This window comes from Acinetobacter lwoffii (assembly GCF_024129355.1).
GTDB classification, from domain to species: Bacteria; Pseudomonadota; Gammaproteobacteria; order Pseudomonadales; family Moraxellaceae; genus Acinetobacter; species Acinetobacter lwoffii_I.
This window is the reverse complement of sequence record NZ_JAMXXP010000001.1, coordinates 180,249-205,387: the sequence shown is the minus strand read 5'-3', so window position 1 is coordinate 205,387 and position 25,139 is coordinate 180,249. Positions and strand designations below refer to the sequence as shown.

The 25,139-nt window shown below is 42.2% G+C and carries 41 protein-coding genes; 5 read left to right on the top strand and 36 right to left on the bottom strand.

Annotated features, from left to right (window positions below; translation table 11 throughout):
* Positions 1–62: 62 nt before the first annotated feature.
* Positions 63–443 carry a hypothetical protein gene (locus NI468_RS01050; RefSeq protein ID WP_228284850.1) on the bottom strand — a complete coding sequence of 127 codons (381 nt, stop codon included), beginning with the start codon at positions 441–443 and terminating at the stop codon, positions 63–65.
* A 53-nt stretch (positions 444–496) separates the two neighbouring features.
* Positions 497–1,057 carry a hypothetical protein gene (locus tag NI468_RS01045; protein ID WP_253099138.1) on the bottom strand — a complete coding sequence of 187 codons (561 nt, stop codon included), beginning with the start codon at positions 1,055–1,057 and terminating at the stop codon, positions 497–499.
* Positions 1,058–1,564: 507 nt separating this feature from the next.
* Between NI468_RS01045 and NI468_RS01040 the strand changes: the two genes are divergently transcribed.
* Complete coding sequence (locus NI468_RS01040) at positions 1,565–1,735, top strand: hypothetical protein (protein ID WP_005262212.1); 171 nt, start codon at positions 1,565–1,567, stop codon at positions 1,733–1,735.
* 30 nt (positions 1,736–1,765) lie between these two features.
* On the opposite strand, the gene NI468_RS01035 is transcribed toward NI468_RS01040, so the two are convergent.
* From NI468_RS01035 to NI468_RS00960, 16 genes are all read right to left on the bottom strand, one after another.
* Positions 1,766–2,104 carry a hypothetical protein gene (locus NI468_RS01035; protein ID WP_253099136.1) on the bottom strand — a complete coding sequence of 113 codons (339 nt, stop codon included), beginning with the start codon at positions 2,102–2,104 and terminating at the stop codon, positions 1,766–1,768.
* A gap of 464 nt (positions 2,105–2,568) precedes the next feature.
* Positions 2,569–3,312: a phage tail tube protein gene (locus NI468_RS01030; RefSeq protein ID WP_005262215.1), complete on the bottom strand. Its 744-nt coding sequence runs from the start codon at positions 3,310–3,312 to the stop codon at positions 2,569–2,571.
* Positions 3,312–3,482: a hypothetical protein gene (locus NI468_RS01025; RefSeq protein WP_253099134.1), complete on the bottom strand. Its 171-nt coding sequence runs from the start codon at positions 3,480–3,482 to the stop codon at positions 3,312–3,314. The genes NI468_RS01030 and NI468_RS01025 overlap by 1 nt, the downstream gene beginning before the upstream one ends.
* 9 nt (positions 3,483–3,491) lie before the next feature.
* A complete protein-coding gene (locus NI468_RS01020) occupies positions 3,492–3,914 on the bottom strand; it encodes a phage tail terminator protein (RefSeq protein WP_180075143.1) in 423 nt (140 codons plus the stop codon).
* Positions 3,889–4,386: a phage virion morphogenesis protein gene (locus NI468_RS01015; protein ID WP_253099132.1), complete on the bottom strand. Its 498-nt coding sequence runs from the start codon at positions 4,384–4,386 to the stop codon at positions 3,889–3,891. The genes NI468_RS01020 and NI468_RS01015 overlap by 26 nt, the downstream gene beginning before the upstream one ends.
* A gap of 7 nt (positions 4,387–4,393) precedes the next feature.
* Positions 4,394–4,846, bottom strand: a complete 453-nt coding sequence (locus tag NI468_RS01010) for a gp436 family protein (RefSeq protein ID WP_074382909.1) — start codon at positions 4,844–4,846, stop codon at positions 4,394–4,396.
* 7 nt (positions 4,847–4,853) lie between these two features.
* Positions 4,854–5,213: a hypothetical protein gene (locus NI468_RS01005; protein WP_253099123.1), complete on the bottom strand. Its 360-nt coding sequence runs from the start codon at positions 5,211–5,213 to the stop codon at positions 4,854–4,856.
* Between the two features lie 10 nt (positions 5,214–5,223).
* Positions 5,224–6,303 carry a major capsid protein gene (locus NI468_RS01000; protein ID WP_253099121.1) on the bottom strand — a complete coding sequence of 360 codons (1,080 nt, stop codon included), beginning with the start codon at positions 6,301–6,303 and terminating at the stop codon, positions 5,224–5,226.
* A 5-nt stretch (positions 6,304–6,308) separates the two neighbouring features.
* Positions 6,309–6,683: a hypothetical protein gene (locus NI468_RS00995; RefSeq protein ID WP_253099119.1), complete on the bottom strand. Its 375-nt coding sequence runs from the start codon at positions 6,681–6,683 to the stop codon at positions 6,309–6,311.
* A gap of 3 nt (positions 6,684–6,686) precedes the next feature.
* Positions 6,687–7,649, bottom strand: a complete 963-nt coding sequence (locus NI468_RS00990; RefSeq protein WP_253099117.1) for a hypothetical protein — start codon at positions 7,647–7,649, stop codon at positions 6,687–6,689.
* A 54-nt stretch (positions 7,650–7,703) separates the two neighbouring features.
* A complete protein-coding gene (locus NI468_RS00985) occupies positions 7,704–8,909 on the bottom strand; it encodes a phage head morphogenesis protein (RefSeq protein ID WP_253099115.1) in 1,206 nt (401 codons plus the stop codon).
* 3 nt (positions 8,910–8,912) lie between these two features.
* On the bottom strand, positions 8,913–10,370 hold the full coding sequence (locus NI468_RS00980) for a phage portal protein family protein (RefSeq protein WP_253099113.1): 1,458 nt from the start codon (positions 10,368–10,370) through the stop codon (positions 8,913–8,915).
* 11 nt (positions 10,371–10,381) lie between these two features.
* The gene (locus NI468_RS00975; RefSeq protein WP_253099111.1) at positions 10,382–12,058 is read right to left on the bottom strand and encodes a terminase large subunit; all 1,677 of its coding nucleotides are present in this window, start codon (positions 12,056–12,058) and stop codon (positions 10,382–10,384) included.
* Positions 12,055–12,546 carry a DUF2280 domain-containing protein gene (locus tag NI468_RS00970; RefSeq protein WP_253099109.1) on the bottom strand — a complete coding sequence of 164 codons (492 nt, stop codon included), beginning with the start codon at positions 12,544–12,546 and terminating at the stop codon, positions 12,055–12,057. The genes NI468_RS00975 and NI468_RS00970 overlap by 4 nt, the downstream gene beginning before the upstream one ends.
* Positions 12,547–12,592: 46 nt before the next feature.
* The gene (locus NI468_RS00965; protein WP_253099107.1) at positions 12,593–13,234 is read right to left on the bottom strand and encodes a putative metallopeptidase; all 642 of its coding nucleotides are present in this window, start codon (positions 13,232–13,234) and stop codon (positions 12,593–12,595) included.
* Complete coding sequence (locus NI468_RS00960; RefSeq protein ID WP_253099105.1) at positions 13,194–13,631, bottom strand: hypothetical protein; 438 nt, start codon at positions 13,629–13,631, stop codon at positions 13,194–13,196. The genes NI468_RS00965 and NI468_RS00960 overlap by 41 nt, the downstream gene beginning before the upstream one ends.
* A 242-nt stretch (positions 13,632–13,873) precedes the next feature.
* On the opposite strand from NI468_RS00960, the gene NI468_RS00955 reads away from it, so the two are divergent.
* On the top strand, positions 13,874–14,056 hold the full coding sequence (locus tag NI468_RS00955; RefSeq protein ID WP_004646436.1) for a hypothetical protein: 183 nt from the start codon (positions 13,874–13,876) through the stop codon (positions 14,054–14,056).
* Between the two features lie 70 nt (positions 14,057–14,126).
* Here NI468_RS00955 and NI468_RS00950 read toward each other — a convergent pair whose 3' ends face one another.
* From NI468_RS00950 to NI468_RS00870, 18 genes are all read right to left on the bottom strand, one after another.
* Entirely contained in the window at positions 14,127–14,615 is a 489-nt protein-coding gene (locus NI468_RS00950; RefSeq protein WP_253099103.1) for a recombination protein NinB, read from the bottom strand.
* Positions 14,616–14,648: 33 nt separating this feature from the next.
* Positions 14,649–14,981, bottom strand: coding sequence for a hypothetical protein (locus tag NI468_RS00945; protein ID WP_005097158.1), 333 nt, complete (start codon positions 14,979–14,981; stop codon positions 14,649–14,651).
* The gene (locus NI468_RS00940) at positions 14,981–15,256 is read right to left on the bottom strand and encodes a hypothetical protein (protein ID WP_253099101.1); all 276 of its coding nucleotides are present in this window, start codon (positions 15,254–15,256) and stop codon (positions 14,981–14,983) included. The genes NI468_RS00945 and NI468_RS00940 overlap by 1 nt, the downstream gene beginning before the upstream one ends.
* A gap of 496 nt (positions 15,257–15,752) precedes the next feature.
* Positions 15,753–15,878 (bottom strand): hypothetical protein, encoded by a 126-nt coding sequence (locus NI468_RS16235; protein ID WP_276534224.1) that lies wholly within the window; start codon positions 15,876–15,878, stop codon positions 15,753–15,755.
* A 426-nt stretch (positions 15,879–16,304) separates the two neighbouring features.
* The gene (locus NI468_RS00935) at positions 16,305–16,544 is read right to left on the bottom strand and encodes a hypothetical protein (protein ID WP_253099099.1); all 240 of its coding nucleotides are present in this window, start codon (positions 16,542–16,544) and stop codon (positions 16,305–16,307) included.
* Positions 16,545–16,708: 164 nt separating this feature from the next.
* Complete coding sequence (locus NI468_RS00930; protein ID WP_253099097.1) at positions 16,709–17,263, bottom strand: hypothetical protein; 555 nt, start codon at positions 17,261–17,263, stop codon at positions 16,709–16,711.
* Between the two features lie 12 nt (positions 17,264–17,275).
* Positions 17,276–17,971 carry a metallophosphoesterase gene (locus tag NI468_RS00925; protein WP_253099095.1) on the bottom strand — a complete coding sequence of 232 codons (696 nt, stop codon included), beginning with the start codon at positions 17,969–17,971 and terminating at the stop codon, positions 17,276–17,278.
* An 11-nt stretch (positions 17,972–17,982) separates the two neighbouring features.
* On the bottom strand, positions 17,983–18,264 hold the full coding sequence (locus NI468_RS00920) for a PDDEXK family nuclease (protein ID WP_253099092.1): 282 nt from the start codon (positions 18,262–18,264) through the stop codon (positions 17,983–17,985).
* Positions 18,257–18,631 (bottom strand): hypothetical protein, encoded by a 375-nt coding sequence (locus tag NI468_RS00915; protein WP_253099090.1) that lies wholly within the window; start codon positions 18,629–18,631, stop codon positions 18,257–18,259. Before NI468_RS00915 ends, NI468_RS00920 begins: the two co-directional genes overlap by 8 nt.
* Positions 18,628–19,032: a hypothetical protein gene (locus NI468_RS00910; protein WP_253099088.1), complete on the bottom strand. Its 405-nt coding sequence runs from the start codon at positions 19,030–19,032 to the stop codon at positions 18,628–18,630. The genes NI468_RS00915 and NI468_RS00910 overlap by 4 nt, the downstream gene beginning before the upstream one ends.
* Entirely contained in the window at positions 19,029–19,469 is a 441-nt protein-coding gene (locus NI468_RS00905) for a hypothetical protein (RefSeq protein WP_253099086.1), read from the bottom strand. Before NI468_RS00905 ends, NI468_RS00910 begins: the two co-directional genes overlap by 4 nt.
* Positions 19,466–19,729, bottom strand: coding sequence for a hypothetical protein (locus NI468_RS00900; protein ID WP_253099084.1), 264 nt, complete (start codon positions 19,727–19,729; stop codon positions 19,466–19,468). Before NI468_RS00900 ends, NI468_RS00905 begins: the two co-directional genes overlap by 4 nt.
* A complete protein-coding gene (locus tag NI468_RS00895; RefSeq protein ID WP_253099247.1) occupies positions 19,726–20,472 on the bottom strand; it encodes a DNA-methyltransferase in 747 nt (248 codons plus the stop codon). The genes NI468_RS00900 and NI468_RS00895 overlap by 4 nt, the downstream gene beginning before the upstream one ends.
* A 14-nt stretch (positions 20,473–20,486) precedes the next feature.
* On the bottom strand, positions 20,487–21,863 hold the full coding sequence (dnaB, locus tag NI468_RS00890) for a replicative DNA helicase (RefSeq protein ID WP_253099082.1): 1,377 nt from the start codon (positions 21,861–21,863) through the stop codon (positions 20,487–20,489).
* Entirely contained in the window at positions 21,856–22,734 is an 879-nt protein-coding gene (locus NI468_RS00885) for a DNA-binding protein (protein ID WP_253099080.1), read from the bottom strand. The genes dnaB and NI468_RS00885 overlap by 8 nt, the downstream gene beginning before the upstream one ends.
* Positions 22,731–22,895, bottom strand: coding sequence for a hypothetical protein (locus NI468_RS00880; protein ID WP_253099077.1), 165 nt, complete (start codon positions 22,893–22,895; stop codon positions 22,731–22,733). Before NI468_RS00880 ends, NI468_RS00885 begins: the two co-directional genes overlap by 4 nt.
* A gap of 45 nt (positions 22,896–22,940) precedes the next feature.
* A complete protein-coding gene (locus NI468_RS00875) occupies positions 22,941–23,216 on the bottom strand; it encodes a type II toxin-antitoxin system HicB family antitoxin (RefSeq protein ID WP_180031383.1) in 276 nt (91 codons plus the stop codon).
* An 8-nt stretch (positions 23,217–23,224) separates the two neighbouring features.
* Positions 23,225–23,425: a helix-turn-helix domain-containing protein gene (locus tag NI468_RS00870; protein ID WP_253099075.1), complete on the bottom strand. Its 201-nt coding sequence runs from the start codon at positions 23,423–23,425 to the stop codon at positions 23,225–23,227.
* A 112-nt stretch (positions 23,426–23,537) separates the two neighbouring features.
* On the opposite strand from NI468_RS00870, the gene NI468_RS00865 reads away from it, so the two are divergent.
* The 3 genes from NI468_RS00865 (at position 23,538) to NI468_RS00855 (ending at position 25,019) form a co-directional block, all read left to right on the top strand.
* A complete protein-coding gene (locus tag NI468_RS00865; RefSeq protein WP_253099074.1) occupies positions 23,538–24,197 on the top strand; it encodes a LexA family protein in 660 nt (219 codons plus the stop codon).
* 77 nt (positions 24,198–24,274) lie between these two features.
* Positions 24,275–24,577 carry a hypothetical protein gene (locus NI468_RS00860; RefSeq protein WP_253099072.1) on the top strand — a complete coding sequence of 101 codons (303 nt, stop codon included), beginning with the start codon at positions 24,275–24,277 and terminating at the stop codon, positions 24,575–24,577.
* A gap of 151 nt (positions 24,578–24,728) precedes the next feature.
* The gene (locus NI468_RS00855; protein WP_253099069.1) at positions 24,729–25,019 is read left to right on the top strand and encodes a hypothetical protein; all 291 of its coding nucleotides are present in this window, start codon (positions 24,729–24,731) and stop codon (positions 25,017–25,019) included.
* The last annotated feature ends 120 nt before the right edge of the window (positions 25,020–25,139 follow it).

The window sequence follows — 25,139 nt, the reverse complement described above, 5'->3', positions numbered from 1 at the left end:
GGGTATAAATTAGAAATTAAAAAGCACCTTATAATGCTTTCTTAATCACGATGATCTGTAGATTAGCAGACCTGGTTCCAAGCTTTCTGGAATTCTTCTGGATTCATATTCTCACCTTCAACGGCAACTATTGTTGGGCTTGCAATAAAGCGCTTAAAGCCTGTGTATCCACCAAAACTATTTTTACTATTAACTTCACCACAGTTACCATTATGGTTTCTTATTTCAGCGCTATCAGAGTCTTTTAGAAAGCTCTTTAATGCAATACGTGAATCTGTTTGTACTTGAATTCTTTTTGACTGCTCAGATTGGCTGCTGGCTACAGTTTTTACTGAGGCTTGGACTGGCTCGGCTTGAGAATCGGAATCATCACTTGCTAAAAAAGGCAAAGCAATAAAAAGTAGTAATGCGAATACCCCCAATAAAATATAAGAACGTTTCATATTCATATCCATAAATTATTATTTTCCCATCATAACTTTAGGGTGCTACTTGATCAATCAGAAACCATTTCTTTCTTGAATGATTCAAAGCCTTTTTTGTCAGACTGAGCCACACGTGCTGCAACGGCGTTATTGAAGATTCCCTGCTTATACAGCTTATTTGCAGCCTTAACGTAGCCTTGGAATGCGCCGTAGGTCATTTCCATGATTTCGCTATGCTGATGGCCCATTGATACCAGAAACTGGAATGAATCAAACCAGGTGGAGTCATCTTTCTTTTTAACGCCGCGTTTAGGCTTTTCGTATTTGAAATAAGTCTGATTGACCAGAAGTACGGCCTTAAGTAGCTCTTTAAATCCCTGCTCCTCAGCAGCAAGCTTTACCAGTGATTCATGGTCCAGATCAGTAACACAGGCAATAGTCGAAATGACCTGTACCCCATGAGCTTTAAATAACTGTGTCAAAATTTCATCTGAATGATTTTGATCTTTGATGAAGTTTTTCAAAACTTCAGCATGCATTGCCCAGGTGTCAAAGTCTTTCATCTGGATCTGACGCACTTCAATGTCATTGATTTTGATGCTTCGATTTGTTGCTAGGAAAAAATCATTCATGATGATGTCTCGATTTAAATTTTAGGCATTAAAAAAGCACCCGAAGGTGCTTTTCTTTTAACTTTGATAAAGGCTGAATTCTATAAAGTCCAACTACCACCTTGCCCCATCTCATAAACAATGAAAATTAAGGCTAGTACCATTAGTATGACAACAATGATTTCTGTTTTTGTTAGCATCTTCGGCGCTCCACTTTTCATCACTCACATGATAAGCAAAGCAAACAATTAATAACATAAAGATTACAAAAAAATTATTGGATGTTACAAAGATTTAGAAGTTAGGGAAGTTTCTTTAGTCTTTAGAGTGTAGCTACCTACTGAAGCATTCAAACATTTCGTTAAGCAACTCAACAAAAAGTTTCAACCGAAAAGCATTCTTACGCAAACCTAGAAACCTATAACTTTAGACCTGAATATCTTACATATCCCGACATAGCTGCTACATCCACGATTTAAATCATTCTCTACACTGAAATTAAGTCTTAGAAACGTAGAGGAAATTCAAATGAAAAAGTATTCGAAAATTCTAATCTTAGCTTTAATGGGATTTACCGGTACCGTTGCTATCGCAGCTGACTCGATTCCAATAGAAGCCACTGCTGCAGCTGAAGCGCAACAGGTTGCTTTAGAGTATGGAAATGAAAAAGATCAAAAATCTGAATCATCTGGTGAATAAAAGAAAGCCCTTAATTAAAGGGCTTTTTAATTACTTCCAGCTTGGCGTACAAGCATTCTTCCATGACAACTCAAATTGCTTTTGATCCGTCTGATTTTCTACAAGCACTATATTTTTCTGAAGCACAATGAAACGTTGAAAACCAATATCTTTACCGTCTGCTTCTTTATAGCTTACCTCTCCACACTCTCCTATTTGATTGCGGAACTTAGCTGAATCAGGATTGGGAATGAATTCTTTTGTAGCTTCTTTTGCAAATTCAAGCTGTTCCTTTTTGCTTGTTTCTAAATCAAAATGCTGACCACTAGATTCCTTGTGTCCACACCCAGCTAAAATCACAATAAAAAAGAATAAGCTTAAATTTTTCATAATATCCCCATGTATTAAGGGCGACACTTTACATTAATTTTCAATCTTATTTAAAGCCTCGGGAGAGTGGATTTGTAAAGTTATGTTTTACTATTTTAAGTCTTTTTAAAATTGACCCTATATAGCCAGGTGAAACTTCCACTTATCAAAAAACCGCCCCAAAGGCGGTTCTTAGCTTACTAACTTACTGACATACAAGATAAATAAAAGTAGAAATAATTATTACGGCTAGGATGGAGACAAATATTTCTATTTTAGTCATAGCAGTTTTATTCTTAACATGAACTGAATATCTTTTATATCCCCATCAGATGAAAATTAGAATAACAAAAGATTACATAATCTTTATTTTTTACTATTTATTAAGTTTCATCTTAAATGTTTTAAGACTTATTACTATAAGGCAGGCACAAAAAAAGACGCATAGCGCCGTGGAGTTCTTTGTGCCTGTATGGTTTATGGGTTTATGCAGCTACGCTAAAACGCTCAATATGACCAAATACACTTAGCTCTTCATCATTAGCTTTAGAGATATCTGCCAGTGCTTCACCTTCAATTGAATAAGATCCGAAGTCCTCATGAATTAGATCAAACTCGGTATCTGGCGAAAATTCGACGCGCCATAAAGTTAAGATCACCTTATCGCCTGTAACAGTATCAATGCCTTTAAACAGCAAGCGATATTCATTGCCTAGGTTAGTTGCAATTGTAGTACGTGTCTTAGCACCGGCTTTGGCAGAAAACTTAACTGAACCAACAATAGCTTCATTAAAAATGACTGTGCCGTAAACAGCATCCAGTACATATTTATCTGAAGTGATGGCAACATCCGAGCTGTCTTTAAAATCCACTTCACTTAAATTACGATGTCCTAAGTCAATCATGGCGCCAGCTTCTACAGCACCCAGAGTAATATCAGTCAGCTGAGTTTCAGGGATTTCGATTGATTTGCCACTTAGGACCATTGCTAAGTTTTGCTTTGTTACTTCTTCAAGCGTACCAGAGATAGCCACTGCAGTTTGTTTGCGTAGTACCGCATCCTTAGCACGGAGGCCGGTTTTACTTTCATAGTGATCAGTGGATTCACTAGAGATTGCGATCTGCAATTCCGGTGTATTACCAACGGGCAATAAGGCAGATGGCACACTATTAACCATCTTCGCCAAATGAAGCTCGCCTTGAAGCGAGATTAAATCTGATTTAACCATTACTTTTCATCCCCTGTGGTTTTCTTGGCTGGAGCAGCTTTAGCTTCAGGCACTTCCTGAATCACACCATCTGCCACTAATTTTTTAATTTGAGCATCGTCCAGTCCGCCGACTACATCACCTTTTTTAAAGCGACCGACAGGCTGTAATGCCTTATATTGTTTTGCCATGACTGGCTCCTAAATGAATTTTTGTGATTCAAAAATAATCGTGATGTATGCAAAGCCCGGACTATAACCATCCCGAACCGATATGAAATCCAGTGTCGTGCGTGATGCTTGAGGCTGCCAACCGGAAAGCAGTTGAATCACCTTCTCAGTCAAAAGCCCCGCTTCATCACTTACAGCACGTCCATCGGTCATTTGAGATTGAGCATTGCGACACGCCACCGTAACCGCCCATTGCTGGCCGATCTGGTTGATGCTTCCACGACCTGCACTTGCCTTTTTATCTATACGGACAAAATTGACGTGTGCCGACGGCGTGACTTGCGACATCTCTGTTACGCTGACTGAATTCAACGGCGTATAGATCTTTAGAAATTCTGGAATCTCTTTCAGTTTTTCTGCAATCTCATCACGCACCGCGAAGAAGGTGCTCATCTATAAAACTCCCAACAATATCCAAAACCATAACCTCATCTTCAGCATCAAGGCCGAGTTGAGTTCGAGGCGGTAGAATCGACTGCTTAACTTTCCGATATTGGCCACCCACTGCAAAAGTGATGTATTGGCCATTCTTAGGTAGGATTGTTGCGCCGTAATGCAGATGTGGCGCGTACGCAACATCTGTACCCACTTCCACACCACTTGAAAGTACATTGTGTGTGTAGGAATTCATTAGGCGGCCAGTATCGCGCAGCGTCTCGCCACCCTGCATACGTGCACGCCATGAAATCTTCCACGGGTTACCATCAACATCAGTACCGGTTAAAAACCGATTGTGGACACTACTTTCAAGCCCAGCACCGATCTCATCAAATAACTGAGCCTTTAATGAGTCAAAGCTACCTAATTGCTTAAGCACTGCTTCAATAGGTGAACTATCAGCCTGAATGGTTATTGCGAAAGCCATAAACACCTCACTTCATGCTGGGCATCTGATCCAGGATAGAATCCCCAAATACACCACCGGTATACGAAGTGCCGACTGGCGCCGTTGAAGGTCGTCCTTTAGGTTGGTCATCCACGATCTGGTTTGTTTCAGGTAACTGAATCTGCAAATGTGCTTTGTTGTCAGCCACACGCTTTAGGAATGCAATTGCATCTTCATAGCGTTTTCGCACCTCATCGGTTGGCTGCTCAAAATGAAGGCGGTAACGTGCAATATCACACGCCATACGCTTTAAATTACTCGGCACATTGGGAAGCGGCAAAGGATAACGACCACCGATATGACCATTAATCTCCTCCATTGCATCCTGGATTGCATCATTAATTGCTTGAGAACCTTTTGCTGCATCTTCATACATCAATTTCAGGTTCTCAATTGAAGCCCCAAATCGTGCGACCAAATCTGCTTCAGTCGCATACATAAATCACCTACTTGGCATCGTCAGCAGGCTTTGGGTCTGCTTTAGGTTTTGCAGCAGGTTTCACCTTTTCCATTTCAGCCACTTTTGCTTTTAGCTCGGTAACTTCTTGATCTACCTTTGCCTTGTCAGCAGCTGCTGTCTGATTGGCTTCGGTTAAGGTTTTATTTGCTGCTGTTAGTTCAGCATTGGCCTTTTCAAGCTCAGCCAAGCGTGTAGCAGTACCATCTGCCTTAGGTTCTTCAGGCTCTTGATATTCTTCAATAGCCCCAGATGCTAAAAGGGCCTGAAGTTGTTTAGCTTCAAGCCCTTTGATTTCATCACCCGGCATAAAATGCCCGATGGATTGTTTTGCTGTGTACTTCGGCATGTCTTGCTCCTTATAGGGTGATAAAGCCAGTACCACCAACGACACCGTTCTTGTTAGACGGCACAACCAGTGGAGCAGATTCAGTCATCAGCATGATGCCGCTTGGATCTTCGCAGTACCACTGACGATCAAAGTATTGCTGAGCAACGCCGTTGGCCAGCATGTTTTTAATCTTACAGTGAGCAACTGAACCATTGGTATCAGAGATCAAAGAGAAGTAATCCTTAGGAATAAAACGATTCACCTTGCCCTTGTTGCGGTAAGTTGCGTCATATACCCAGAATTCGATTCCATCAAAAGTACCTTTGAATGTTGCAGATTCTTTGACACCAAAGCTTGGATTCACTGGAACAGAAATACCGGCATACGGCGTGATGAACTCTTTCTTAAACTCTTCATTGTTCCAGAGAGCTGCCCAAACCAAGCCAGACATAACAGACAGCTTGGCTTCACCACCATCAGCAGCCAATTGACGTTCAAGCATAGTGCGGATATCAGTTACTGGTTTAGCACCCGCTTCATTCCATTTGGTTAATGGCGTAAATGTCAAAGATGCATCACGACGGTAATCCACCAGGTTGTATTCATAATCATCTGATTGAAGCTCGTATTTACCATTTTTCAGTAAATCAATCGCCATCATCATGACAGAGTTATCAATTGCATCATGGTTGCGCTTCATTACCGAGATTTGAGCAATGATCATTTGCTCTTGCTCAGATAGTCGCTGGTTACCAGTTGAGATGATACCTGCAGTACGTAAGCGCTCAAGCAAGGCAATTTCAAAAGTTTCAGCCGGAGTGACTTGGTTTTTTGGCTTGTAGTAAGCCGGTTTAACATGGCGTACTTCACCAGATTGGGTGGTATCAAATGGCTTACCAGGCTGTTGCGGAGATACCAGTGGTGCCAGATCATGTTCGGCAGATACTTCAGCCAAAGGTACATCATCACGGGTGAATAACGGGCGATTTGGGAAAAGCTTGTCTAAAAGCCAGGTATCCATCGGACGGTAATTCGAGTGAATCAGTGCGAGTTCACCCACATCAAGAAGTTCGAGCGGAGTGCCCTCAAGATTAAAAGACTGTGGCATGTTAATTACACCTTAGAAAGTTCGATTTTGTTTTTAGTTGCCTGTGCACGCGCTGCATCGTATTGAGCAGTAGTCAGCAAGGTTCCATTTACAGATACAGCTTCAATACTGAACACTCCGCCGTAATACACTGGGATTTCGATCCCATCAGCGGCCTTGATCGTCGCCTCTGCAGCCGACACATCCTGACCACAAATTACATCCCATGTTTTTTCATCTACAGCATGAGCCAGCACATTGGTATCTGACAGCGTTAAAAGATCGCCATATTTAAATGCTGTGGCGGTTGGCACCTTGGCATTAGCACGACGTAATTTTTCATTGTCCAGGATCAGCCGTTTTGATGTGACTGAAATAGGCGGTACATAGTGAATAGCCATGAATTATTTCCCCTTTTGTTCTGCAAATGCTTGTGCACCTGAAGTGAATTTGTGAGTGTCGGTATTATTCGACTGGCCACCTTGCCCCGGATTAGCTTGGTGGCTAAACAGGTGAGCAAATGCTGGATTCACACTTGGTGTTTGTTGTGCCTGTGGTGTAGCTGGCGGCTGTTGGCTACCTGCCGAGAACTGACGAAGTTGCTTGGCCGTGAAGGCAAAAACTGAATCATCCATATCGGTATAAGCTGTTTTATCTTCAGCACTAAACTGTGTTTTCAGCTCAGTTTCTAAAGCTGCAATTTCATCAGCACGCTTTTGTGCTTTGAATTGCTTAAGTTCAGCTAGGGCATTATCACGTTCACGCTCTGCCTGCTCTTTGGCCTGTTGTGCTTTTTCTAATTCGGTCACGTTGGTGTCCTCTTTGGTTGGGTTTGGATTGGTTTTGCCCGAGAAGGCTTTAATTGATGTGTTGCGATCAGCACCAGTCGAGCAGATCGTAAATTCACGAATACGGTTTTGACGGAAGATGGTGATTGGGCCTTCAAACGACTGACCATTTACAGTGACCGTTTTGCCTTGAGACACTTCTTCAATCGATCCCGGATCAATCATCATCGACATCTGGAACGGGAAACCGTCATCAGAGTCCTGGACAATTTCCTGTGCTTTGGCGTTTGTAAGGAAATCACCTGATACATCAATCTTTCCGTTTGTATCCACGGTTTGAACGACACCAATTCGACTTGAGCCGAAGTGTTCTTCAAGTAAGGCTGTCGGCTTATCAATCTCAATTCCATCAAGATCAAAGACCACACCGGAGCGCCCCCAATACCAGTGACCATCTACACGACCACCGGCATAAGCAGTGCCTTTAAATTTCCGTTTCTGCCCTTCCACGGCTTTGGGTACCTCAATCGCAGAGGCATTAAATAAATACTTCAGCCGTTCTTCATTTGGATCTGGCATTTTTCATGCTCCAATAAAAAAGCACCCGAAGGTGCTCAAAGTTGAATATGTAAATTAGTTGACCAAGGCTTTGAGTGTATAAATCATCTGCCCTTCCACCGCTTCAATCGAAACCACTTCAAAAGATAATCCCATCGGCATGAGAACGCCGTTGCCAGCATTTAGCATGTCTAGGTCAATACCGAGCCCTTGAGCATTCTCAATCTTAATCACGATATCTGAAGCTGTATCAGCCATCAGCAACGGCGTATTCAATTGAACTGTTTGCCCTACCTGATAAGCCGCTACTTGATTAAGTGTCGCAGCACCCACCACGGTTGAAGCTGTATTGCTTGCCACGACTTGAATGGCTTTCATGTCATCAACTAACCATCGTTTCAAAACATCATCAGCTAGTGAGCCTGTAGCAGAGTTTAAATAGCCAGTCAGTGCGGCATCATTTCCTTGCACATAGTCTAGAAAGGTACGGATCGCACTTGGCCGAATACTTGGATCAAGTGGAATTACCGTATTGGCCACCGTATCGAATAGGTCCCGAGCCTTATCATCCATCGGCGCAAATAGACTGGTGAGCTTTTTACTCGCCGTCCATTCTGCCCTGATGACTTCCTTCTGCTCGAGGAGATACTCCTTATCCAGACTTGAAGCACTGATTTTCTTATCCACCAGTGATTCAAGTTCACCAAACTGCAATGGGTGAGAACTCCAATCCAAAGCCTCGGCAATTTCAGGCAACTGATCATCAGGTGTAATGCCGTATTTCAATGCCTGCTTCTCTGTTAAAGCTACGCACGTGCATCTACAGCGGAAACCCGTTGGAGGATAATGTGTCAACCAGAATGGATGATCAATCGGCAGTACGATACGATTCAAAGCTAAATGAGCAGGACGTACGCGACTATCATCGATAGCCGAGTACATTAGGTACGAGCGCTTAGCCTTATTTCGTTGCTGTTGTTGCCACCGCCCATGACCGTACGCACTCTGGATATTGGTACGAAATACATTGTCCAGGTAGTGCTTTGGCAGAATGATTTCAGATTCTTCAATGAGCTTCTGAAAATCTTTAAAAGTACCGCCGTCGGCAATCGATTTATTCACCGCCTTGATGACAGTCTCAATTTGCTCAAGACTCGATAGAAAACTAACCGTAGTTGCCATCTGCCGGGTCTTTAGATCCATTGAATAAAACTCATCAGGCAGCACGATTTTTTTACTGTGAGCAAACCGAAGTGCCTCAAGGAATGTGACTGGTTGCATGGTTTACTTCCCATTCTGAGCTGTCACATACCCCAACACATCTGCAGCATACAAAGCCTGATCTAGATTGGCTGTGAACTGTGTTTGAGTTGCACCAGGTATTAACTGCATCAGGTTATAAGCCAGACTTTCAGGACTATCAGACTTGAATACCAATTCCTTGACCTGATCCGGTTTCAGTAACTGCAATTCATCTTGACCATCAGTCAGCTCTTCAACTTCCTGCTGCTCTGGTGAGAGCTTGTTTGCAGATGCCTTAAAGTTGAATGCCTGGTGAGGTACTGCAGAGAATTGATTGAAGGCAGTTTGTGTTTGCTCAACCAGATCCCCATCCTGCAGTCCGTACTCACGAATAAAATAATCTTTAGAAAGGTTGGCCCCAGCATTCTTTAAATGAACATCACGCTCAGCCTGATCCTTATTCAGCGGTTTTGGCTTTTCACCAAGCATTACTTCATAATCACCCCAACCGTTTAAAGCGCATAGAGCATTGACCACAGCCTGTAAAGTCGGTGTGACAAGCCTAATATCAGATTTAAGCTTATCCATTCGTACATTTTCATGCACTTGACCAAGACTGTAGCTTCCCTTCCCATCAGTCCCGCTGGTAAGTGTCTGCCCTAGTACAACTTTCTGGATCTGGCGAATCAGCTGATTATTGAACGATTCGAATGCTGCACCTGCAGAACCGTTTGTTCCTGGTGCAGAAAGAATCTGAACATCATCATCTGCATCAATCGACAATACGCTTTGAGCATGAGCCTTTAACAAGGCTCTGCTCATATCATCAGTTTCAGTATCTTTGCATTTACCCAGTAAGATTGGTGTTCCAAAACGTTCGAGAAATTTCGCCCAGAATTTGAAGCCATTCTGCTTAAAGAAGAATAACCAATACAGCGTGGCTAATAGTGCTTTACCGTATGGCTGTTCGTATGTAGCTTTACGACGTGTTAAGAAGAATTTGAATGCTTGATCTACCTCATGCTCTGCATTGTTTCCATCCTGACGATAGATTAGCCGACCATCATTCTTAGGCTCAAACCACTGCATCGGTTTTTCACCAATCCACTGGATACCCACATAACCTTCCGGCTTTAACTCATATACAGCTTCCTGAACCGAGTACCCGAAGAACAGTGCACTCATGGCAGCAGTCGCAATTTCATGGAACCATTCTTTCAGGATGAGATTCAGCTTTTCCGCTTCATCCGTATCATTTGGTTCAATTCGCAACGGTGTTGCTAAAAGTGCATCAATCCGTGTTTCAACTACTTGTGCAATCTCATCATCATCTAGCAATACACGTAATCTATGACGAGTAATACCCGCTTTGCGCAACACTTCATCCGTATCTGGTTGCTTGCCAAAATTCACCAAAAACTGAGTGACTGCCTCTTGAGTGTATAAATTGCCGTAAGACAAAGCCTTTTTTGACGCTTTGTCCTTTTTAGACTTTGCCATATGTTTTCCTTTTAATAGGTTCGACTACCTGCACCTGCAGGTTTTTTCCGTTTTCGCTCTCGGATATCACTAAAGCAAATCATGACGCCGTCTGCTCGGTTTGGAGACAAGGCCCCGTCCGGTTGCTTATTGACTAGGATTTTGCCTGCACCATTTTTTGTATAAGTGGGTTGCGATAACTCTCGCTTGAGCTGTTCAAGCTCCTGCTTGTTTATGTCTTTGGTAGAGAGCGAAATAAGATTGTCTGGGTCATATTGCATACCTTGTAAAGCTCGATAAGTATTCTGGAATCTGATGCGCAGTGACCACCACATCTGAGCTTTAAGATTGGCAAAGAAGTCTACGTTTTTACGCGCCTCAACCATTTCCTGCTCCGGGTTGTGCACCGCACCTGAGCCTCGGAATGGATTTGCTTCGATCTCCGGAATACCTTTGGATCTATTTTGCTCATTAATGACTCGGGCATCACCACGTACACCAGCACCAAGACCATCGGCATCGTAATAAAACGAGTTCAAACGTAGATCAAGACAAGCATCAATAGCTTTCTGAGTTGTGCCAAAGATGTCATCACCAACGCCTGACCAAGTGTCCAAATACTGCAGTACGATGCCATGACGTGCAGCAAAGGAGTTCTTATCCTTACCCTCATCTGCCACATCAAGAGCACCCATACGTTCACCTGACGGCTGAATATCTAATTCAAGATGAGCATCAACGGCAGCTTGTACCCATGCTGATGGAATCAACACACCTTCTACCGAGGCGGCATAATCAATATCAACCTCTTGAGCTAAAACAATGTCATCAAGAGTGGCTAATTGTTTTTCATACCAGGGGTAAATTAATTTGCCATTAAATTCGACCTGCCAATTCTTATCTGGGTTATCACGCCATGCCATCGTAAAAACGGCGTAACGACCACTAAAACGATCTTGGTGAAACTTGTCCCCAATACCGTTTGGTGTAGATCCCTTGATATGTACGTTTGTGTTTTGAGAAATGGCAGCATCAACAGCTTCTTGCCGCTCTACGAATGCCCATTCATCCAGAAAGTACATTGTGGTACGACCACCACGGCCAATATTGTCACCAGCCTCACCCGTAACCGTTGCGCCGTTGTCCGGGTTGATGATTCGCATGTAGTTGTCATGCACTTTCTCGACAAAGCCCTTAGGCTTCATCCAGTCTGGTAGCTTGGAAAACATATCCCTGAATTTGTGCAGTAACGTTTTCGGATCGCCTTTCTTATCCACCAGATCTTCTTTACGACTACCGACGCCACCCGCAAAGCCTTCAACAAATAACCACCGGTGCAGATAGAAGCCCAACACCACATAGGACATCCCTTCATCACGGCTCTTTTCAATCAAGCCATGGGTCTGGGTACTTTCTCGTTCAATTAACCAATCAACGAGTTCAACCTGACCAGGACGTAAAACAAAAGGAATATTGGCCGGCAACCCAAAGGGCATACCACGTGGGTCATAAGTCCATACCCAGTGATTAAACCAGTGAGCCGGATCATTCTTGCATTTGTAGATTTCAGCCTCTCGACTTAGTTCATTCTGCTCTATCAGCATCCGGTAGTAATAGCGCCGTTTCATCTCTTCAATGATTTCAGGCAGACGTGTATTGATCGTCCACTCTTTAATTAGTGGCGCTATATCTTCGATTGCATAAGTCATAACTTGCCATTAATTGCTAAACGCGAAAGCTCTTGCGCGGATAGTCCGTTAAGCTCATCTGGTGTGAATTGATGCGTTGATTTGGTTTCTTGCTGAATAGGTCCGCCGTCTGGACCAGTGATTTCCTGCTTTGTCACACGGCCATCTGTTTCTTGGAATGCCTGTTTCAGCAGATTTTGTTTTGCCCGTTTATTTTTTCCAGAATCCTCATACATCTTCTGAAGCTCACGTAAACGAAACGCCTTGTTAGCAATCGCAATATCATCAATATTTTCACGAAACTCTTTGCGAGTTTGCTCAAATAAATCCTTTAATTTTTTACTGAAATTACGACCTGCATATTTTGTCGGGTCATAACTGTGACATTGTTTTCGATCAATCTTGATCTTATATATTTCTTCTACCGCGTCTGCTACTTGTTGAGGGGTTTCAAAGCAAGCAAGAGACTGAACTATAAACATTTTTACAGGCTCTTTTAATGCTGCCATAAACACCTCTTTGTCGTTCTACGTCGTACAAGATAGGCAAAAAAATTTAACCAATCACACAGTTCCCACAACACGCAGCAATACTTGTTTCAGATACAAACGGCGCTTGTTTTGAAAGCTCAACCAATCGCTTCACAGTTTCGTCTGCACCCCAACGCTTAACTTCACCAAAGAACACTTCAACATCATGGCCAGCCAGGTAATGCTTAGGCAGTCCGGTCATATCGCTATAAATGATTTCGCCATCTTCATCACGCTCTACACCAATGTGATACAACTCATGTTCAATCAAGCGGCAGAACTCACGATCCGAAGCCTGTTCACAGAATGCTGCATCAACAGTAATTAAATATTGAGGTACAAAGCCAAACCAGTCCCGCATCTGTTGTTCCTGGCGTGCTTTCTTCCACCCACCTACGTTAAACATGACCTTTTCACATTGGCCCAACACCATACGTTTTTTCGCTACGGCGGCAGATGAAGCCCAGGCGAATGCAAGGAACTCTTCATTGTCATGCAGTAATTCAGCAATATGATCATGATCCGGGTTATGTAACTCACCACCGAGAGTAAGCCAGTTATTCACGACCCATTCTTTAAGCTCTGGTGCCGGTGCCAAACGAATGGCTTCTTCTTCCTCAGCCTGATCAATCAGCTCCGTCGGCGAGAATGGTCTGAACTGTTCCATCTTCTAATCTCTCTAACTGACTTCGAATCCAGTTAATTGCATAACCCGATTCAATCTGATGAGGTTCAAGGCGCACAAATGTATAACCTTGATCTTCAGCAAGATCATACTTATTAAATGAATTCGCTATCTTTTTCCCACCACGACCAACCGCCCATGGACTGCCCACAATTTCTATAAGAAGGTTCAGCTTCACAATATAAAAATCAAACCGCCAATTTTTGGTTGATTCAAATTGAAACTTTCGACGATAACCAATGGCATGTTCTTCTAATTCTTGAAATAGGGTTTCTTCTGCTTCTAAGTATTTTTCTTTGGCTTTCGGTAGTGGCTTATTGCGGGGTTTGGTTTTGATTGGACGCTTCTTGGTTTTCCAGAAATATTCTTTTTCGTCCATATACACCCCTTGTATCAGCAATGTATCGAGAAGATATAAATTAAATACCTTGACTATTTAAATAGTGATACAGATCAATCTGGCGACCGGTTTATTATAAAAACCTTTGAAATATAAATAAGAGATAAACATTTAAATCCTACATATATCTACACTTACCCCTCCAAATCATCCCATTGTAAGTGCTACTAGTATGTCACTCTGAATAGGTCGAATCTTCGGCAACAAAAATTGAGAAAACTATGTTAGTTAATACAAATACCGCTCAAAAAGCTTCTTTCAATCAATTTTCAAATAATGCTACTGAAAACAAGCCTAAATCAGAAAACCATACACAGAAGCCTACACAAGATAAACCCAATCAAAATGATACAACCTCCACTAAAGAGCAAGATGATCAAAAAGAAAATACAGATAAAAAGTAAATCATCGCTCAATCTTTTGATTAGTAAGAAAAGCCTATCTACCTGATGGGCTTTTTGAAATTTGAAATATCTATTCTACACAACACCACTTCAAATCATCCGGCACAGTTAAATGCACACCCAACTTCACCACAGCAAAGTCATGCACATAATTCAAATACTCGGTCATCTGCTTAACGCTTAATTTTGTAGTGCTGCAAAGTCTGATCACTTGCTCTGCAATCACCCGGTATTCTTCACACTCGTTCTGCTTGAGCATGGCAATCGCATTGCATGTCTCAGCAAAATCCTGATCATCACGACGGTAGATATAAATCAGAAAGCGCTTCTTAAACTCGTAATGGAGTGAGTCTTTATCCTGACCAGTCTTCCTTTCGATCTGACCTAACCACATCCAGTACAAACGATTCTGCGCAGTTGATCTATCATCCTGTTTCTGATCAATCACCACCCTTAAAGGCTTACCCTCATTAATCGCTTGAGTGTAATTGGCGTGCATGTAGTTAATGGCTTTAGTGATGTCTGCATGCGACTGGATAGGAAACACGGCTTTTTGCATTTCCTGCTCCTAAAACTTCGTACGATAATATTTTCAATTACTTAGCTTAGGCATCACACTAATATCCAAAGCAGCACCACTACCAATTATAATTAACCAAGCCAATCGACCATGCGGCTTAATTTCTGGAGCCTTCTGATAAATCCCTGTGCCGAACTCTTGATCAGTTAGCAAATTACAGCGATCAGCTATTAACTCGATTAAATCTTCCGGCTCAATTGCCTGATCTGTCCAAGGTATGGCAACTAAATCAAAATCAAGATTCATGGTGCCGTGGACTGTTAGTGCATAGCCGTTATTTCTGGCAATGTCACATAGGCCGCAATACATTGATGCAAATACCGGTGAAAACGTAGCTTGCTTCATCAAAACACCTCTCTATCTTCCATCACCAACATCCGATCCACTCTCACCAGCCACTGATCAAACATTGCTTCACTCTCTGCCCGATTACCCAATTGGAAGGTATCGAACAGATGGTGGCATGACTGGCATAGGCAAACGGTTTTGCTATCATCAGCCTTGATTCCGCGCCCTTTACCGTCACGGCTTGAATTTGAATGAGCAGCTTGACTATTGGGATTACCGCATCGAATGCATGGCAGCTTTCTGATTGCAGCTAATCGCTTTGCATCACGCATACAGCGTGAACCGTAAATTATTAATGCGTTCTTTCAGCTTAATTATAATTTCATCGATTACTATCATTTGATGACGCGTCAATCCAGATCTGCTGAGATTCTGATACTTAGACAGCTCAGTACTGCAAAATTCTAAGTCTTGTTTAGCTTGTACTTTATCTGTCATGGGTACCACCAATAAGAAAAGAAAAACCCCTCAACATCTAGAATGCGAGGGGTTTTATTTACCGTAATATATTCGAAAAAATAATACTTTGTTAATGTAATGTTAACAATATCACTTTAAAGTTAATTCAATTATTACTTTAATGCGATGCAAGTCATGAAATACATTTTTTTACTGGTACTCTCTGTATTATTACTTGCTGCAGGTGTTATTGCTTTTGGATTTGGGTTTTATACCGGGGATGCATTTTTCATAGTAATTGGAGTATTGCTACTTGTAGCCTCGACTTTAGCTTACCTTGAAGCAAAGAAAACAAAACACGATCCATTCTCATGAGTGATCCTGCTTCACTTCTTTCAAACAATCCCGACACACCTTGATTTCTTCATCATCAACTGTGTAGTCGATCTCAGTCGCACCATGTAGGCCGAATAAGCACATCAGTAATCTAAGCATGATTTTACTCCTGGACAATCAAGCAATCATGTCGCAAGAAATGTCAGTTATTTTCACTTATAAAACATAAATTTATAATATTCATTACTGAAATAATGTCATTAACTTTGTCGAACTAAGCAAGATTCCTTCCTGGTTAATCAAGCATTTTAACTTGGTGTGATTACACTAGTATTTCTCAGGGCAATAAAAAAGCCCTTTTCGCAGGGCCAGACGCTACTCACAATCACACACACCTAACATGCACGGTCTGCTTTACTTGCTTTCAATCCTCTTTAGGTCGGGACGCTACTCCCTAGTCTAGATTCCCGAAGGAAGTTTACTCAAAGGCATGTTCCACTGGTCAGCACTCCAGCAGGAATGGGTTGCCTTTTTACAGACAACAAAAAAGCCCACCATTTGGTGAGCTTTCCTTGATGCTTAAACCTATTCTTTTGAACACTTCACTTCAAACTGGTATTCGTCTTGAGTGACTTTAATTTTAATATTTTTATATTTTCGTTTGTTTGGATCCATTGCCGAGCCAGCCACTTCCTCAAAAAAGCTACGATCATTCATTAGCTCGCCATACGCTTTATAGCCTAATAAAATCTTTTCAGGCTTTTTGCCTTCAGCCACTAATTTACCGAGAGTATCTTCTAGTTTTTTAACAGTTAAAATCGCCATTTCAATTAGAGCTCAAAAACAAAAAGGCATTATCACTTAATTTTATGAATAAATAATGTCAAAAAAGCCCACCATTTGGCGAGCTTTAATGACTTGGTCTCGGTTGAACCGTAATACGACCAGTATAGAAAAAGAATACCTGAATCAGAAAAATATTACTAGCTTTATGCTTCAAATTCTTTGTAGGTATTTTTCTTGTACTTTCTAATAGCTTTAGCTGCCTCATCTATTGCAGAGTCAATCGCTAGTGCCATCAGTTTTTCGTACTGCTTCCATGTGCAATCATAAGCCTTCAAGCTCATCTCAGACTCTCTAACACCAGCTGCAAGATGCAACCGCCCTTTGGCAGTAAAGTTATCTTCGAAGGTCGGCTCTAAGGCGAACTGAATTACCATAAAAGCAACACGTTTGGCTAAATCTTTAATCTTGATTCCTTCCGGTTCACGACGTTTATCTTGGACTGCATTCAAAATCATAATATTTGCCAAATGTTCCTGCACATGATCAAAGTCAGCTTTTGCCGCTGGGCCAAATACGATAACTGAAGCAATTGCCTTCGCCAGAGCGGTATCCATTGAAGCAATAGCCCCCAATTTATCCTGATACGTTAAAGGCTTCTCATTAGTCCCATGTACCACAGGCTCAAAGTTAGGTGACTTTGCTGTAGTACCCCGAATCAACCATTCAAACTGTTCAAATTTTTCAACCATCGCATTCATCCCTATTCCCTCTTAAATCTTGCTTAAATCTAAAATTGTCATTGTTCCCCAATGCACTGCACCGGTATCAATCCAGTAGCAGTTATCGCGCTTGCATGGCTTCTGGGTTACCGTATGCCCCATGATTACCGCATCAATCCCTGATACATGGGTATATTGCGGATTCTCGTCATTCAGGCGCTCACGACCCCACATGGCTAATTCTGTTGGGAAGCGCTTGTGATCAATAATGTGTTGAGCTTTATCAAAATTATTAAGCTCATCCTTAAACTCATCCCAGTCATTCTGCTCAATATGACCATGGACAAAACCGAACTTTTTACCCTTGTGGCTAATCTCTAATGCAATCGGAAGTGTTTTTAATTTTTTAATGATTTCGCGCTGAACCTGGTAATCCAGGTCATAAAACCATTCACCACCATTTTGAATATGGCAATTGAAGTAAGAGCGATTAACATCACCCATGATGACCAAATCCTCATGGTTTCCCTTTACGGATGTAAACCATGGCTCATCAATCAGGCTTACACATTCTTCATTCTGAATGCCACGATCCACCAGATCGCCAACCGCAACCAACAAATCATTTTCAAAGTCGAAGCCAATTTCTTTAAGTCGAGTCATAAGCAGGTTGTAGCAGCCGTGAATATCCCCAACACCCCACAATTTCCCTTTAATTTCTTTATCCCAAATTTTTACTAAAGCCATCCCATCCACCCTTAAACCCTAATTACTTCTAATGCCTGTTCCACACTCTCAACCACATAAACACGGCCTTGCCATGTCTGATGCCATACCACTTGGTCTGGTGTGAGTTTTCTATCTGATTTAGGTTTTGCCCCATCCTTCACTTCAATCAAGAAATTTAATCCCCGAATGCCTACCAGTAGATCTGGACAACCTTTGCCAGTTGAAGCAAGTGATTGAACACTTGCCCCAACCTGACGTAACGCTTTAACAATTTCAGTCTGATTTGCATCAACCTTTGCGGCTCTACGCATTGGCACCTCGCAAAGTTTTCTTGATCTCACCAATGCAATATCGAATTGCAAAAACTCGCTCTGATTTTCCAGACTTCTTGTTCTGCTCTAATGCAAATTCAAGCTGCTTGATTAAGCTCGCAGAAGAAGTTCTTAAATTGTCATTTTCCTGCTTAGCCTGATGAAGCTCCTGAGCCAAACGATCTACCTCTAAAATAGCCTGCTCTCTTGTGAGTTCCTGATCCGCAAAACACTTCCCGTCTGCGTGACAGAATCCATCTGCGCCACAGTAAGGATTTCCGCCTTTGCACCTCATTACAGCATCTGCCCAGACATTGTGGTTCTTGCTTAGCAAGTCATGTTCACACGGTATTTTTATTGCTTTCATGACTCACCTCGCAGGGCTTTCTCCAAAACAAAGACCAATAAGGCTGCATCATCCTCATCACAGTAATTCCCTGTCACTGATAGCGCTTTATTGGCTCTAGCCTGCAGCTCCTCAACCTCCTTCTTCTTCTCGATATAACAAGCCTCCATGTTGTTGAGCTGGGCTTTTAAGTCATCAACCTCACCCTGACGAGCATTCCATCCTTTGGTGTGCCATTCCTGAGTGAGTGCGACAAATTCATCCTTAGAACGCTGACGTTGTGAACTCCACCCCTGATAAGTCATCTGAACCGGCAGCACTCGATATACATCGCCATCCTTATCAAACAGCTTGTCACCATGGATGAATCGCATGTTTGTGTAGAAGTCTTGATCCTCAAACCACTTTTCAAATTCACTCATCTCTCAATCACCACTGTAGTTGGGCTAATGTGATTACGGATGTCGGTCACGTAGTCGGCCCCATCATCATCAAACACAGATTGAATTCGCTCTCGAACCTTACTGAAATCCCCGATCAGCATTGCGCCACCTTCAATTTTTTCCTGGCTCAGCTCTGCATAGGCAGCCAATTCTTCTGCTTCACTTCGGCCGTAATAGTGCTGGTCAATTTCAGATTTAATATCGGTCAGTTTGATTGCCACATCCATCGGATCGCACTTACCCCAATATTCAAGCCACTTTTGATAGCCGTCACTGTATCGAAACCACTTACCATCCTCTCTTTGAGCGAAATACATTTCACCATCTGCACAAGGAACTACTGCGTATGAATGCTCAGGCGCCCCATCCACAATCTGCTTACACTTCTCTAACCCTAACTTTTCGATTAAGTTCATGCTGCTGCTCCTTGCGCCATATCTTTAATAAATTCTTCTGCATTAAGTGTGAGAGAGAATCCCTTTGGATGCGCCCCATCACATTTGACCAATCCCCAAAACTCCAACCGATTCATGTATCGCTGAACACTTCGAATCGAGATATCCATTTTTGGCTCAATGGAGTCATAAATTTGCTGGATCGAGACGCGACCTCTGGTGGTTGCCAAGGTGCGCATAATCATTAAGTTGATGTATGTGCGGTCTGCTTCTTTTCTCACGCTGCACCCCCGAATAAATCTGGTTGACGATCTCTTTCGGTACCAGCTAAAGCAATTCGCTCTTGAGCCACCAGAAAGTATTTTTCTTCTTTCTCAACCCCGATGAAATGACGACCTGTATTTACACAAGCAACACCAGTGGTACCGCTGCCCATTGTGTTATCCAGTACTGTTTCACCTTCATTGGTATATGTGCGAATTAAGTGTTCACAAAGCTCAACTGGTTTTTGAGTTGGGTGAAAAGCTTGTTTTTGCTTATCAGAACTAAATACCTGAACTGATCTCGGGTACCGTTCAGTTGAGTCGTAATCTTTAATATTTAGCTGTTTCCCATAGTGCTCAGAACCTGCCAGTTTCTTTTTGGCAGTTTTGCGCTCATGGCCATAAGTTTTTTGAGGGTTGTAGGTCGGCTGTGACTTATAGAAAACCAGAATATTTTCATGAGCACGTAACGGCTGCTTTCTAGCATTCAAGAAACCGGTTGCATTAGGCTTTTCCCAGATCCACTCATAGCGGAACAATTTCAGGTTTGAGCATGCGAGTACTGCGGTAAATGGCTGTGCACCAAACAAAACAATTGCGCCATTTTCTTTGATGACTCGCTCATACTCAGGCCATAATTTTTCAAACGGAATGACAGCATCCCAGCTGCAGCAAGTGGTACCGTAAGGCAAATCACAAAGAATCATGTCCACGGTACCGCTTTCGATTTCCTTCATGCGTTCAAGACAATCACCGAGCATTAAGTTGAATTCCTTCACACCACACCCCCTGCGCTTTGCCCTGCAACCTGCAACTGCGTGTAATATTCAGGACTCAAATCACAGAAAGTCGCTCGACCTAAATCAGTCGCTAGGCGAACTGTTCCAGTTGATCCGTTACGCGCCTTACCAATGATGATTTCCGCAGTACCCGCATCTTTTGAATCCTTGTTGTAAACTTCATCGCGGTAGATAAACATGATGATGTCTGCATCTTGCTCAATAGCGCCTGACTCACGAATGTCTGACATCACTGGGCGCTTGTTCGGTCGCTGCTCCAATGAGCGGTTGAGCTGAGACAGCGCAATCACTGGGCAACCAAAGTCCTTGGCAATCTTTTTAAGGCCCCATGAAATATCACCAATCTCCTGCACCTTGTTTCCTGTTTTCTCAGGTGGGGTCATGATCTGAAGATAATCAACAACGATGGCATTCAATCGACCACCAGTCTTTTGCTGAACCTTACGAGCTTCACGGCGAATATCAGCCAGACTTGGAGATGCCTTGTCATTGATGAAGATCGGGCATTTTTTCAAAGTGTCGACAGCGCGATAAATACAACCTGCACCTTCCTCATCAAACACAGCCGAACGGACTTGCTTCAATGGAATCTGACCAAGGCCCGAAATCATTCGCTCCATGATCTGCTCTTTCGACATCTCCCCAGACATGAACAACACCACTTCACCCTGATTTACAGCAAGGTCGAGCATGATGTTTTGGGCCAATGTGGTTTTACCCATCGAAGGACGTGCACCGATAATCACCAGATCGGTACGATCAATGCGGTCCAGTTTGTTATCCAGTTCAAGAAAACCAGTCTTTACCCCCGCTTTGACTTCAATGCCGGCATGAATCTTTTGATGACGATCAATGATGTCAGTCAGTACATCCACAGCAATTGCTTCGACGCTCAAAGTGGCCTGCTGGGTCGATGTGTTATCAAGACCAGAAACCAGTGACTGCACCTTTTCAATTGCGGTTTCACCGGTGTAAGTCAGCGTATCGTTGGCAATGGTGCTGATATGCTTGCTCAGGTCTGCAATCTTTCTGCGAGTAGATAAATCTTTTAAGGTTTTGATGTGCGTAGGAATGAGTCTAGGAAGCGATATGGCACTCGATAGCTCCATGATGTAGGTTTCATCAATCTGGGTGCTTTCTACTGGATTTGAGCGAATCTGTTCCCAAACAACAACTGCATCATGCCCTTCGCCTTTTAAGTGCTGGCGTTTGATGTAATTGAAGATGACTTGGTGACGGCTGGCATAGAAATCACTTTCTTCCAGTTGCTCGATGTAGTCACCAGATCCGGCGAAATCCATGAACGAACATAAAACGGCTTGTTCGGTAGGAATCGAAAATAACTCAGTCATTGCTCATCCCCTTAAATTTCTTCGCCACACCCTTGAAAACTGGTGCTGCTGGTTGGTCAGGGGTTGGAGTTGACTGTGGATTCTCTAGCTGCTCGATCTCAGCATTGGTTTCAGCCCAATTCCATGCAGCCTTGAATGACTCCCAGCCACGTAGAACGATAATCTGGAATACACGCTCATTTGAGAGCTTTGCTTCAATCGCTTGGTTGAAGATGATTTTCAGGGAACGGTCAGTGATGGTTTTACGTTTCTTGTTTTTCAGATCAATAAACTCTTGAGCTGTTTTTTCAGATACACCGTTTTCGATTAAGAATTTTTTAGCAGAGAATTTTTTAGGTTGTTCGGGTGCGGATGCGCCTAAATTAATATCTGTTGTATTCTCTGTTGTATTCTCTGTATTAGATTGCCCGATTTGAGCGTACAGCATGTCCGAATTGAGCGTACAGTCTGCACGATCTGCGCTTTCAGCATGTACGATTTGCGCATTCAGTATGTCCGAATTGCGCATATCAGGAATAGCAAGGGTTTCAGAGTATTCAACCAGTGCTTGGTATAAATTTTCACGCTCTACACGGAAAAATACACGACGAGGAACACCCATTTTCTTCTCAAAAATAAAACCAAGATTTTTTAAGGTCTTGCGAGCTGTTTCCTGTTCTTTGCGTGTGAGTCCAGTTTCCATGGTCCACTCGCTTTGTGTTTTATAAATCCACCCGTCTGAATCCTTGGTGCGTGATGTCCAGTACACTAACTGGGAAAGCATGAGTGCACCATTGATACCGCACCCTAGAAAAACGTAATGCTTGTTGAAGGCAATCGGTTGTTCATTCATGGCTTCTATCAATTTGATAATTGGAATTGCCTTGTTCATGCCTTACCTCGTGCAAATACAAATAATTCATGACGGGCCTTGGCAACCAAACAAGCATTATCCAAGCTTGGGTTTTTAAGGTTTGCTTTAAGTGCTTTTTCCAAAAGTTGAATTTTTTGAATAAGCATTTTTTCTCTAAAATTTCGTGTTAAACTACTCATGTTCAACTCCTGCTCGGTTTTGAATAAAAAGCCTGATCTCATCCATCAGGCTTTTTCTTTGCCTAAATCCCAGTGATTCCCTTCCAATCCCTCTCCAAAGCTAACGTCTGTAGACAGATCCCTTACTAAAGCTCCTAATCCCAAGCGCTCGAATGATTTTGCTTGTAAATTAAGTACATGCCACTCACCGACGATTTCCTTCTCTAGGAGATACGCCAGGTATTGAGCAAGGTCTTTACCCTTAATTTCGGCAAGTAGTTTTGCCCGCTCATGGATCTCAGGAGATAAGCGAACATGTGTAGATTTCTTTTCAAGACTCATAAATTCACCTATGCGATTTGTTGGGGTGCGCAGTGCGCCAGCCATAATTTTTCAAGATTCTTGCCTTTCTCGTATCCAAGGCGTTTGCCACATAAGCCGTTTTCAAGATTACTTACATAGTTTTGAGAACAATTAATCTCAATAGCGATTTGGGTTTGGGTTAATCCCTGTTCCTTCAAATCAATGATCATTTTTTGCCATTGGTTCATGGGAGACCTCCTATATTTCTTACAAATATATAGGTTTTCCGATATTTATACAATAGCCAAACCGATTGGAATTTGTATCAGAATTCCGATAGCGGTATTTAAGGAAAAGTTCATGACAACTTTGGGTGAAAATTTAAAAAAAATTCGTAAAGCGAAAAAAATGACCCAGAAAGAATTGGCTCAAAAATCTGGAGTTAAGCAATCTGTTATTTCCGACTTGGAAACGGGTAATGCGAAATCCACTGGATCGATTTTAGAGCTGGCTAATGCGCTTGGCGTGACCGCTGAAGAATTAAAGAAAGGCGTTTTTGATGAGGTTTCATTGACAAACGTTGTGCCAGCAGTTCCGCGCATGGCTCCTGTTCTTTCATGGGTGCAGGCTGGAACTATGACTAATGTCGAAGCTGTCGATATGTCACAAGTAGAAGAGTGGCTACCCATTCCAGATGGTGATTGTGAAAAATGCTTTTACCTGAAAGTTCAAGGCTTGAGTAACTACCCAGAATTCCATGAAGGTGATTACATTCTTGTAGATCCGACCCTGCCATTTTGTGACATGAACTCAGGCGATATCGTTGTTGTTAGAAAATTTGATGACGCGACTTTTAAGCGCCTGGTGATTGAGCCAGATGGCACTAAATATCTTCAGGCAATTAACCCGGAATTTAAACCAAATATTATTCCGCTTGATGAAAATTGTGAATTTGTTGGTGAGGTGGTGGATTGTATTCGCTACGTTTATCGAGCCAAGAAAAAACCGCGTAAGAATTAAGAATAAAAGCCGCTATATGCGGCTTAGGTTTTATCAAGATGTTGAATATAGTAGCCCCAAAAAAGAAGGAAACCACAATGATCGCAATACTTAATAAATCCAAAACTGCGCTAACAATTAATCGTCAAGAATTTAAATTGGCATTAGGTAAAATTGGTGAAGGGGTTGATAAGCAAATAGCTTCGCTTAAGAAGGCCAAGCAAAGCTATGACGCTGCTGAAATAGCACGCGAGGTCATTAGTGAGGCAAATATCTTTGAAGCTATTATTGAAGGCTTTAACGAAGCAGAAGAAACGAATCTAAAGCTGAATGACATAACCAATCTTGAAGTGGCACAAGGATGGATAGATGAATTTTTAGAAAAGTATTCTGCGCTATAAATCCCTCAATCAATTTTTGTTGGCTGAAGAAGGAAAATTGGCCAAAAGATGGTTGATAAGAAAGAATTAACAAAAGCCAATATATTCAGCTTTGTCTAAATTGATAGAATCGCCGTTTTCTACAGAAAACTTAAGATCAATAAGGATTGAAGTGAATACGCAATATGGCTTACCCAAACTAAGTAAATACAGTGAACTAAGTAGTGATGAACAAGCGGCAATCCATCAAATGCTTATCTCTTACGTACGTTCAGATCAACTTTACAATATTATTCTGACCCATAATGCTGAACCTTATGATTTAGTGAAAATTGTAAGTATTGGTTTTGAGAATAGAGAAGCTGCTATCTGGGTTCATTTCGAAACTATTACTGCTGAGAGATTGACTATGCCTCTCGATTTTATTTCAAGCATAGAAGTCTGTAATTACGAAGGATTTTAAATACAGAAACCTGAGGCGGCCTGAGTTTAGTTAGGTTGTCTCAGAGTGCTTAAAGATTAAGTACTAGTGACTAAGGATAACTACAAAGAGAAAGATGCTATTCAGTGCTCAAGCTTTCTT

Bases quoted from the DNA above. Each gene is read 5' to 3' on its own strand.
- NI468_RS01050 (WP_228284850.1), bottom strand. From the start codon at position 443: ATGAAACGTTCTTATATTTTATTGGGGGTATTCGCATTACTACTTTTT.
- NI468_RS01045 (WP_253099138.1), bottom strand. From the start codon at position 1,057: ATGAATGATTTTTTCCTAGCAACAAATCGAAGCATCAAAATCAATGAC.
- NI468_RS01040 (WP_005262212.1), top strand. From the start codon at position 1,565: ATGAAAAAGTATTCGAAAATTCTAATCTTAGCTTTAATGGGATTTACC.
- NI468_RS01035 (WP_253099136.1), bottom strand. From the start codon at position 2,104: ATGAAAAATTTAAGCTTATTCTTTTTTATTGTGATTTTAGCTGGGTGT.
- NI468_RS01030 (WP_005262215.1), bottom strand. From the start codon at position 3,312: ATGGTTAAATCAGATTTAATCTCGCTTCAAGGCGAGCTTCATTTGGCG.
- NI468_RS01025 (WP_253099134.1), bottom strand. From the start codon at position 3,482: ATGGCAAAACAATATAAGGCATTACAGCCTGTCGGTCGCTTTAAAAAA.
- NI468_RS01020 (WP_180075143.1), bottom strand. From the start codon at position 3,914: ATGAGCACCTTCTTCGCGGTGCGTGATGAGATTGCAGAAAAACTGAAA.
- NI468_RS01015 (WP_253099132.1), bottom strand. From the start codon at position 4,386: ATGGCTTTCGCAATAACCATTCAGGCTGATAGTTCACCTATTGAAGCA.
- NI468_RS01010 (WP_074382909.1), bottom strand. From the start codon at position 4,846: ATGTATGCGACTGAAGCAGATTTGGTCGCACGATTTGGGGCTTCAATT.
- NI468_RS01005 (WP_253099123.1), bottom strand. From the start codon at position 5,213: ATGCCGAAGTACACAGCAAAACAATCCATCGGGCATTTTATGCCGGGT.
- NI468_RS01000 (WP_253099121.1), bottom strand. From the start codon at position 6,303: ATGCCACAGTCTTTTAATCTTGAGGGCACTCCGCTCGAACTTCTTGAT.
- NI468_RS00995 (WP_253099119.1), bottom strand. From the start codon at position 6,683: ATGGCTATTCACTATGTACCGCCTATTTCAGTCACATCAAAACGGCTG.
- NI468_RS00990 (WP_253099117.1), bottom strand. From the start codon at position 7,649: ATGCCAGATCCAAATGAAGAACGGCTGAAGTATTTATTTAATGCCTCT.
- NI468_RS00985 (WP_253099115.1), bottom strand. From the start codon at position 8,909: ATGCAACCAGTCACATTCCTTGAGGCACTTCGGTTTGCTCACAGTAAA.
- NI468_RS00980 (WP_253099113.1), bottom strand. From the start codon at position 10,370: ATGGCAAAGTCTAAAAAGGACAAAGCGTCAAAAAAGGCTTTGTCTTAC.
- NI468_RS00975 (WP_253099111.1), bottom strand. From the start codon at position 12,058: ATGACTTATGCAATCGAAGATATAGCGCCACTAATTAAAGAGTGGACG.
- NI468_RS00970 (WP_253099109.1), bottom strand. From the start codon at position 12,546: ATGGCAGCATTAAAAGAGCCTGTAAAAATGTTTATAGTTCAGTCTCTT.
- NI468_RS00965 (WP_253099107.1), bottom strand. From the start codon at position 13,234: ATGGAACAGTTCAGACCATTCTCGCCGACGGAGCTGATTGATCAGGCT.
- NI468_RS00960 (WP_253099105.1), bottom strand. From the start codon at position 13,631: ATGGACGAAAAAGAATATTTCTGGAAAACCAAGAAGCGTCCAATCAAA.
- NI468_RS00955 (WP_004646436.1), top strand. From the start codon at position 13,874: ATGTTAGTTAATACAAATACCGCTCAAAAAGCTTCTTTCAATCAATTT.
- NI468_RS00950 (WP_253099103.1), bottom strand. From the start codon at position 14,615: ATGCAAAAAGCCGTGTTTCCTATCCAGTCGCATGCAGACATCACTAAA.
- NI468_RS00945 (WP_005097158.1), bottom strand. From the start codon at position 14,981: ATGAAGCAAGCTACGTTTTCACCGGTATTTGCATCAATGTATTGCGGC.
- NI468_RS00940 (WP_253099101.1), bottom strand. From the start codon at position 15,256: ATGCGTGATGCAAAGCGATTAGCTGCAATCAGAAAGCTGCCATGCATT.
- NI468_RS16235 (WP_276534224.1), bottom strand. From the start codon at position 15,878: ATGCTTAGATTACTGATGTGCTTATTCGGCCTACATGGTGCGACTGAG.
- NI468_RS00935 (WP_253099099.1), bottom strand. From the start codon at position 16,544: ATGGCGATTTTAACTGTTAAAAAACTAGAAGATACTCTCGGTAAATTA.
- NI468_RS00930 (WP_253099097.1), bottom strand. From the start codon at position 17,263: ATGAATGCGATGGTTGAAAAATTTGAACAGTTTGAATGGTTGATTCGG.
- NI468_RS00925 (WP_253099095.1), bottom strand. From the start codon at position 17,971: ATGGCTTTAGTAAAAATTTGGGATAAAGAAATTAAAGGGAAATTGTGG.
- NI468_RS00920 (WP_253099092.1), bottom strand. From the start codon at position 18,264: ATGCGTAGAGCCGCAAAGGTTGATGCAAATCAGACTGAAATTGTTAAA.
- NI468_RS00915 (WP_253099090.1), bottom strand. From the start codon at position 18,631: ATGAAAGCAATAAAAATACCGTGTGAACATGACTTGCTAAGCAAGAAC.
- NI468_RS00910 (WP_253099088.1), bottom strand. From the start codon at position 19,032: ATGAGTGAATTTGAAAAGTGGTTTGAGGATCAAGACTTCTACACAAAC.
- NI468_RS00905 (WP_253099086.1), bottom strand. From the start codon at position 19,469: ATGAACTTAATCGAAAAGTTAGGGTTAGAGAAGTGTAAGCAGATTGTG.
- NI468_RS00895 (WP_253099247.1), bottom strand. From the start codon at position 20,472: ATGCTCGGTGATTGTCTTGAACGCATGAAGGAAATCGAAAGCGGTACC.
- dnaB (WP_253099082.1), bottom strand. From the start codon at position 21,863: ATGACTGAGTTATTTTCGATTCCTACCGAACAAGCCGTTTTATGTTCG.
- NI468_RS00885 (WP_253099080.1), bottom strand. From the start codon at position 22,734: ATGAACAAGGCAATTCCAATTATCAAATTGATAGAAGCCATGAATGAA.
- NI468_RS00880 (WP_253099077.1), bottom strand. From the start codon at position 22,895: ATGAGTAGTTTAACACGAAATTTTAGAGAAAAAATGCTTATTCAAAAA.
- NI468_RS00875 (WP_180031383.1), bottom strand. From the start codon at position 23,216: ATGAGTCTTGAAAAGAAATCTACACATGTTCGCTTATCTCCTGAGATC.
- NI468_RS00870 (WP_253099075.1), bottom strand. From the start codon at position 23,425: ATGAACCAATGGCAAAAAATGATCATTGATTTGAAGGAACAGGGATTA.
- NI468_RS00865 (WP_253099074.1), top strand. From the start codon at position 23,538: ATGACAACTTTGGGTGAAAATTTAAAAAAAATTCGTAAAGCGAAAAAA.
- NI468_RS00860 (WP_253099072.1), top strand. From the start codon at position 24,275: ATGATCGCAATACTTAATAAATCCAAAACTGCGCTAACAATTAATCGT.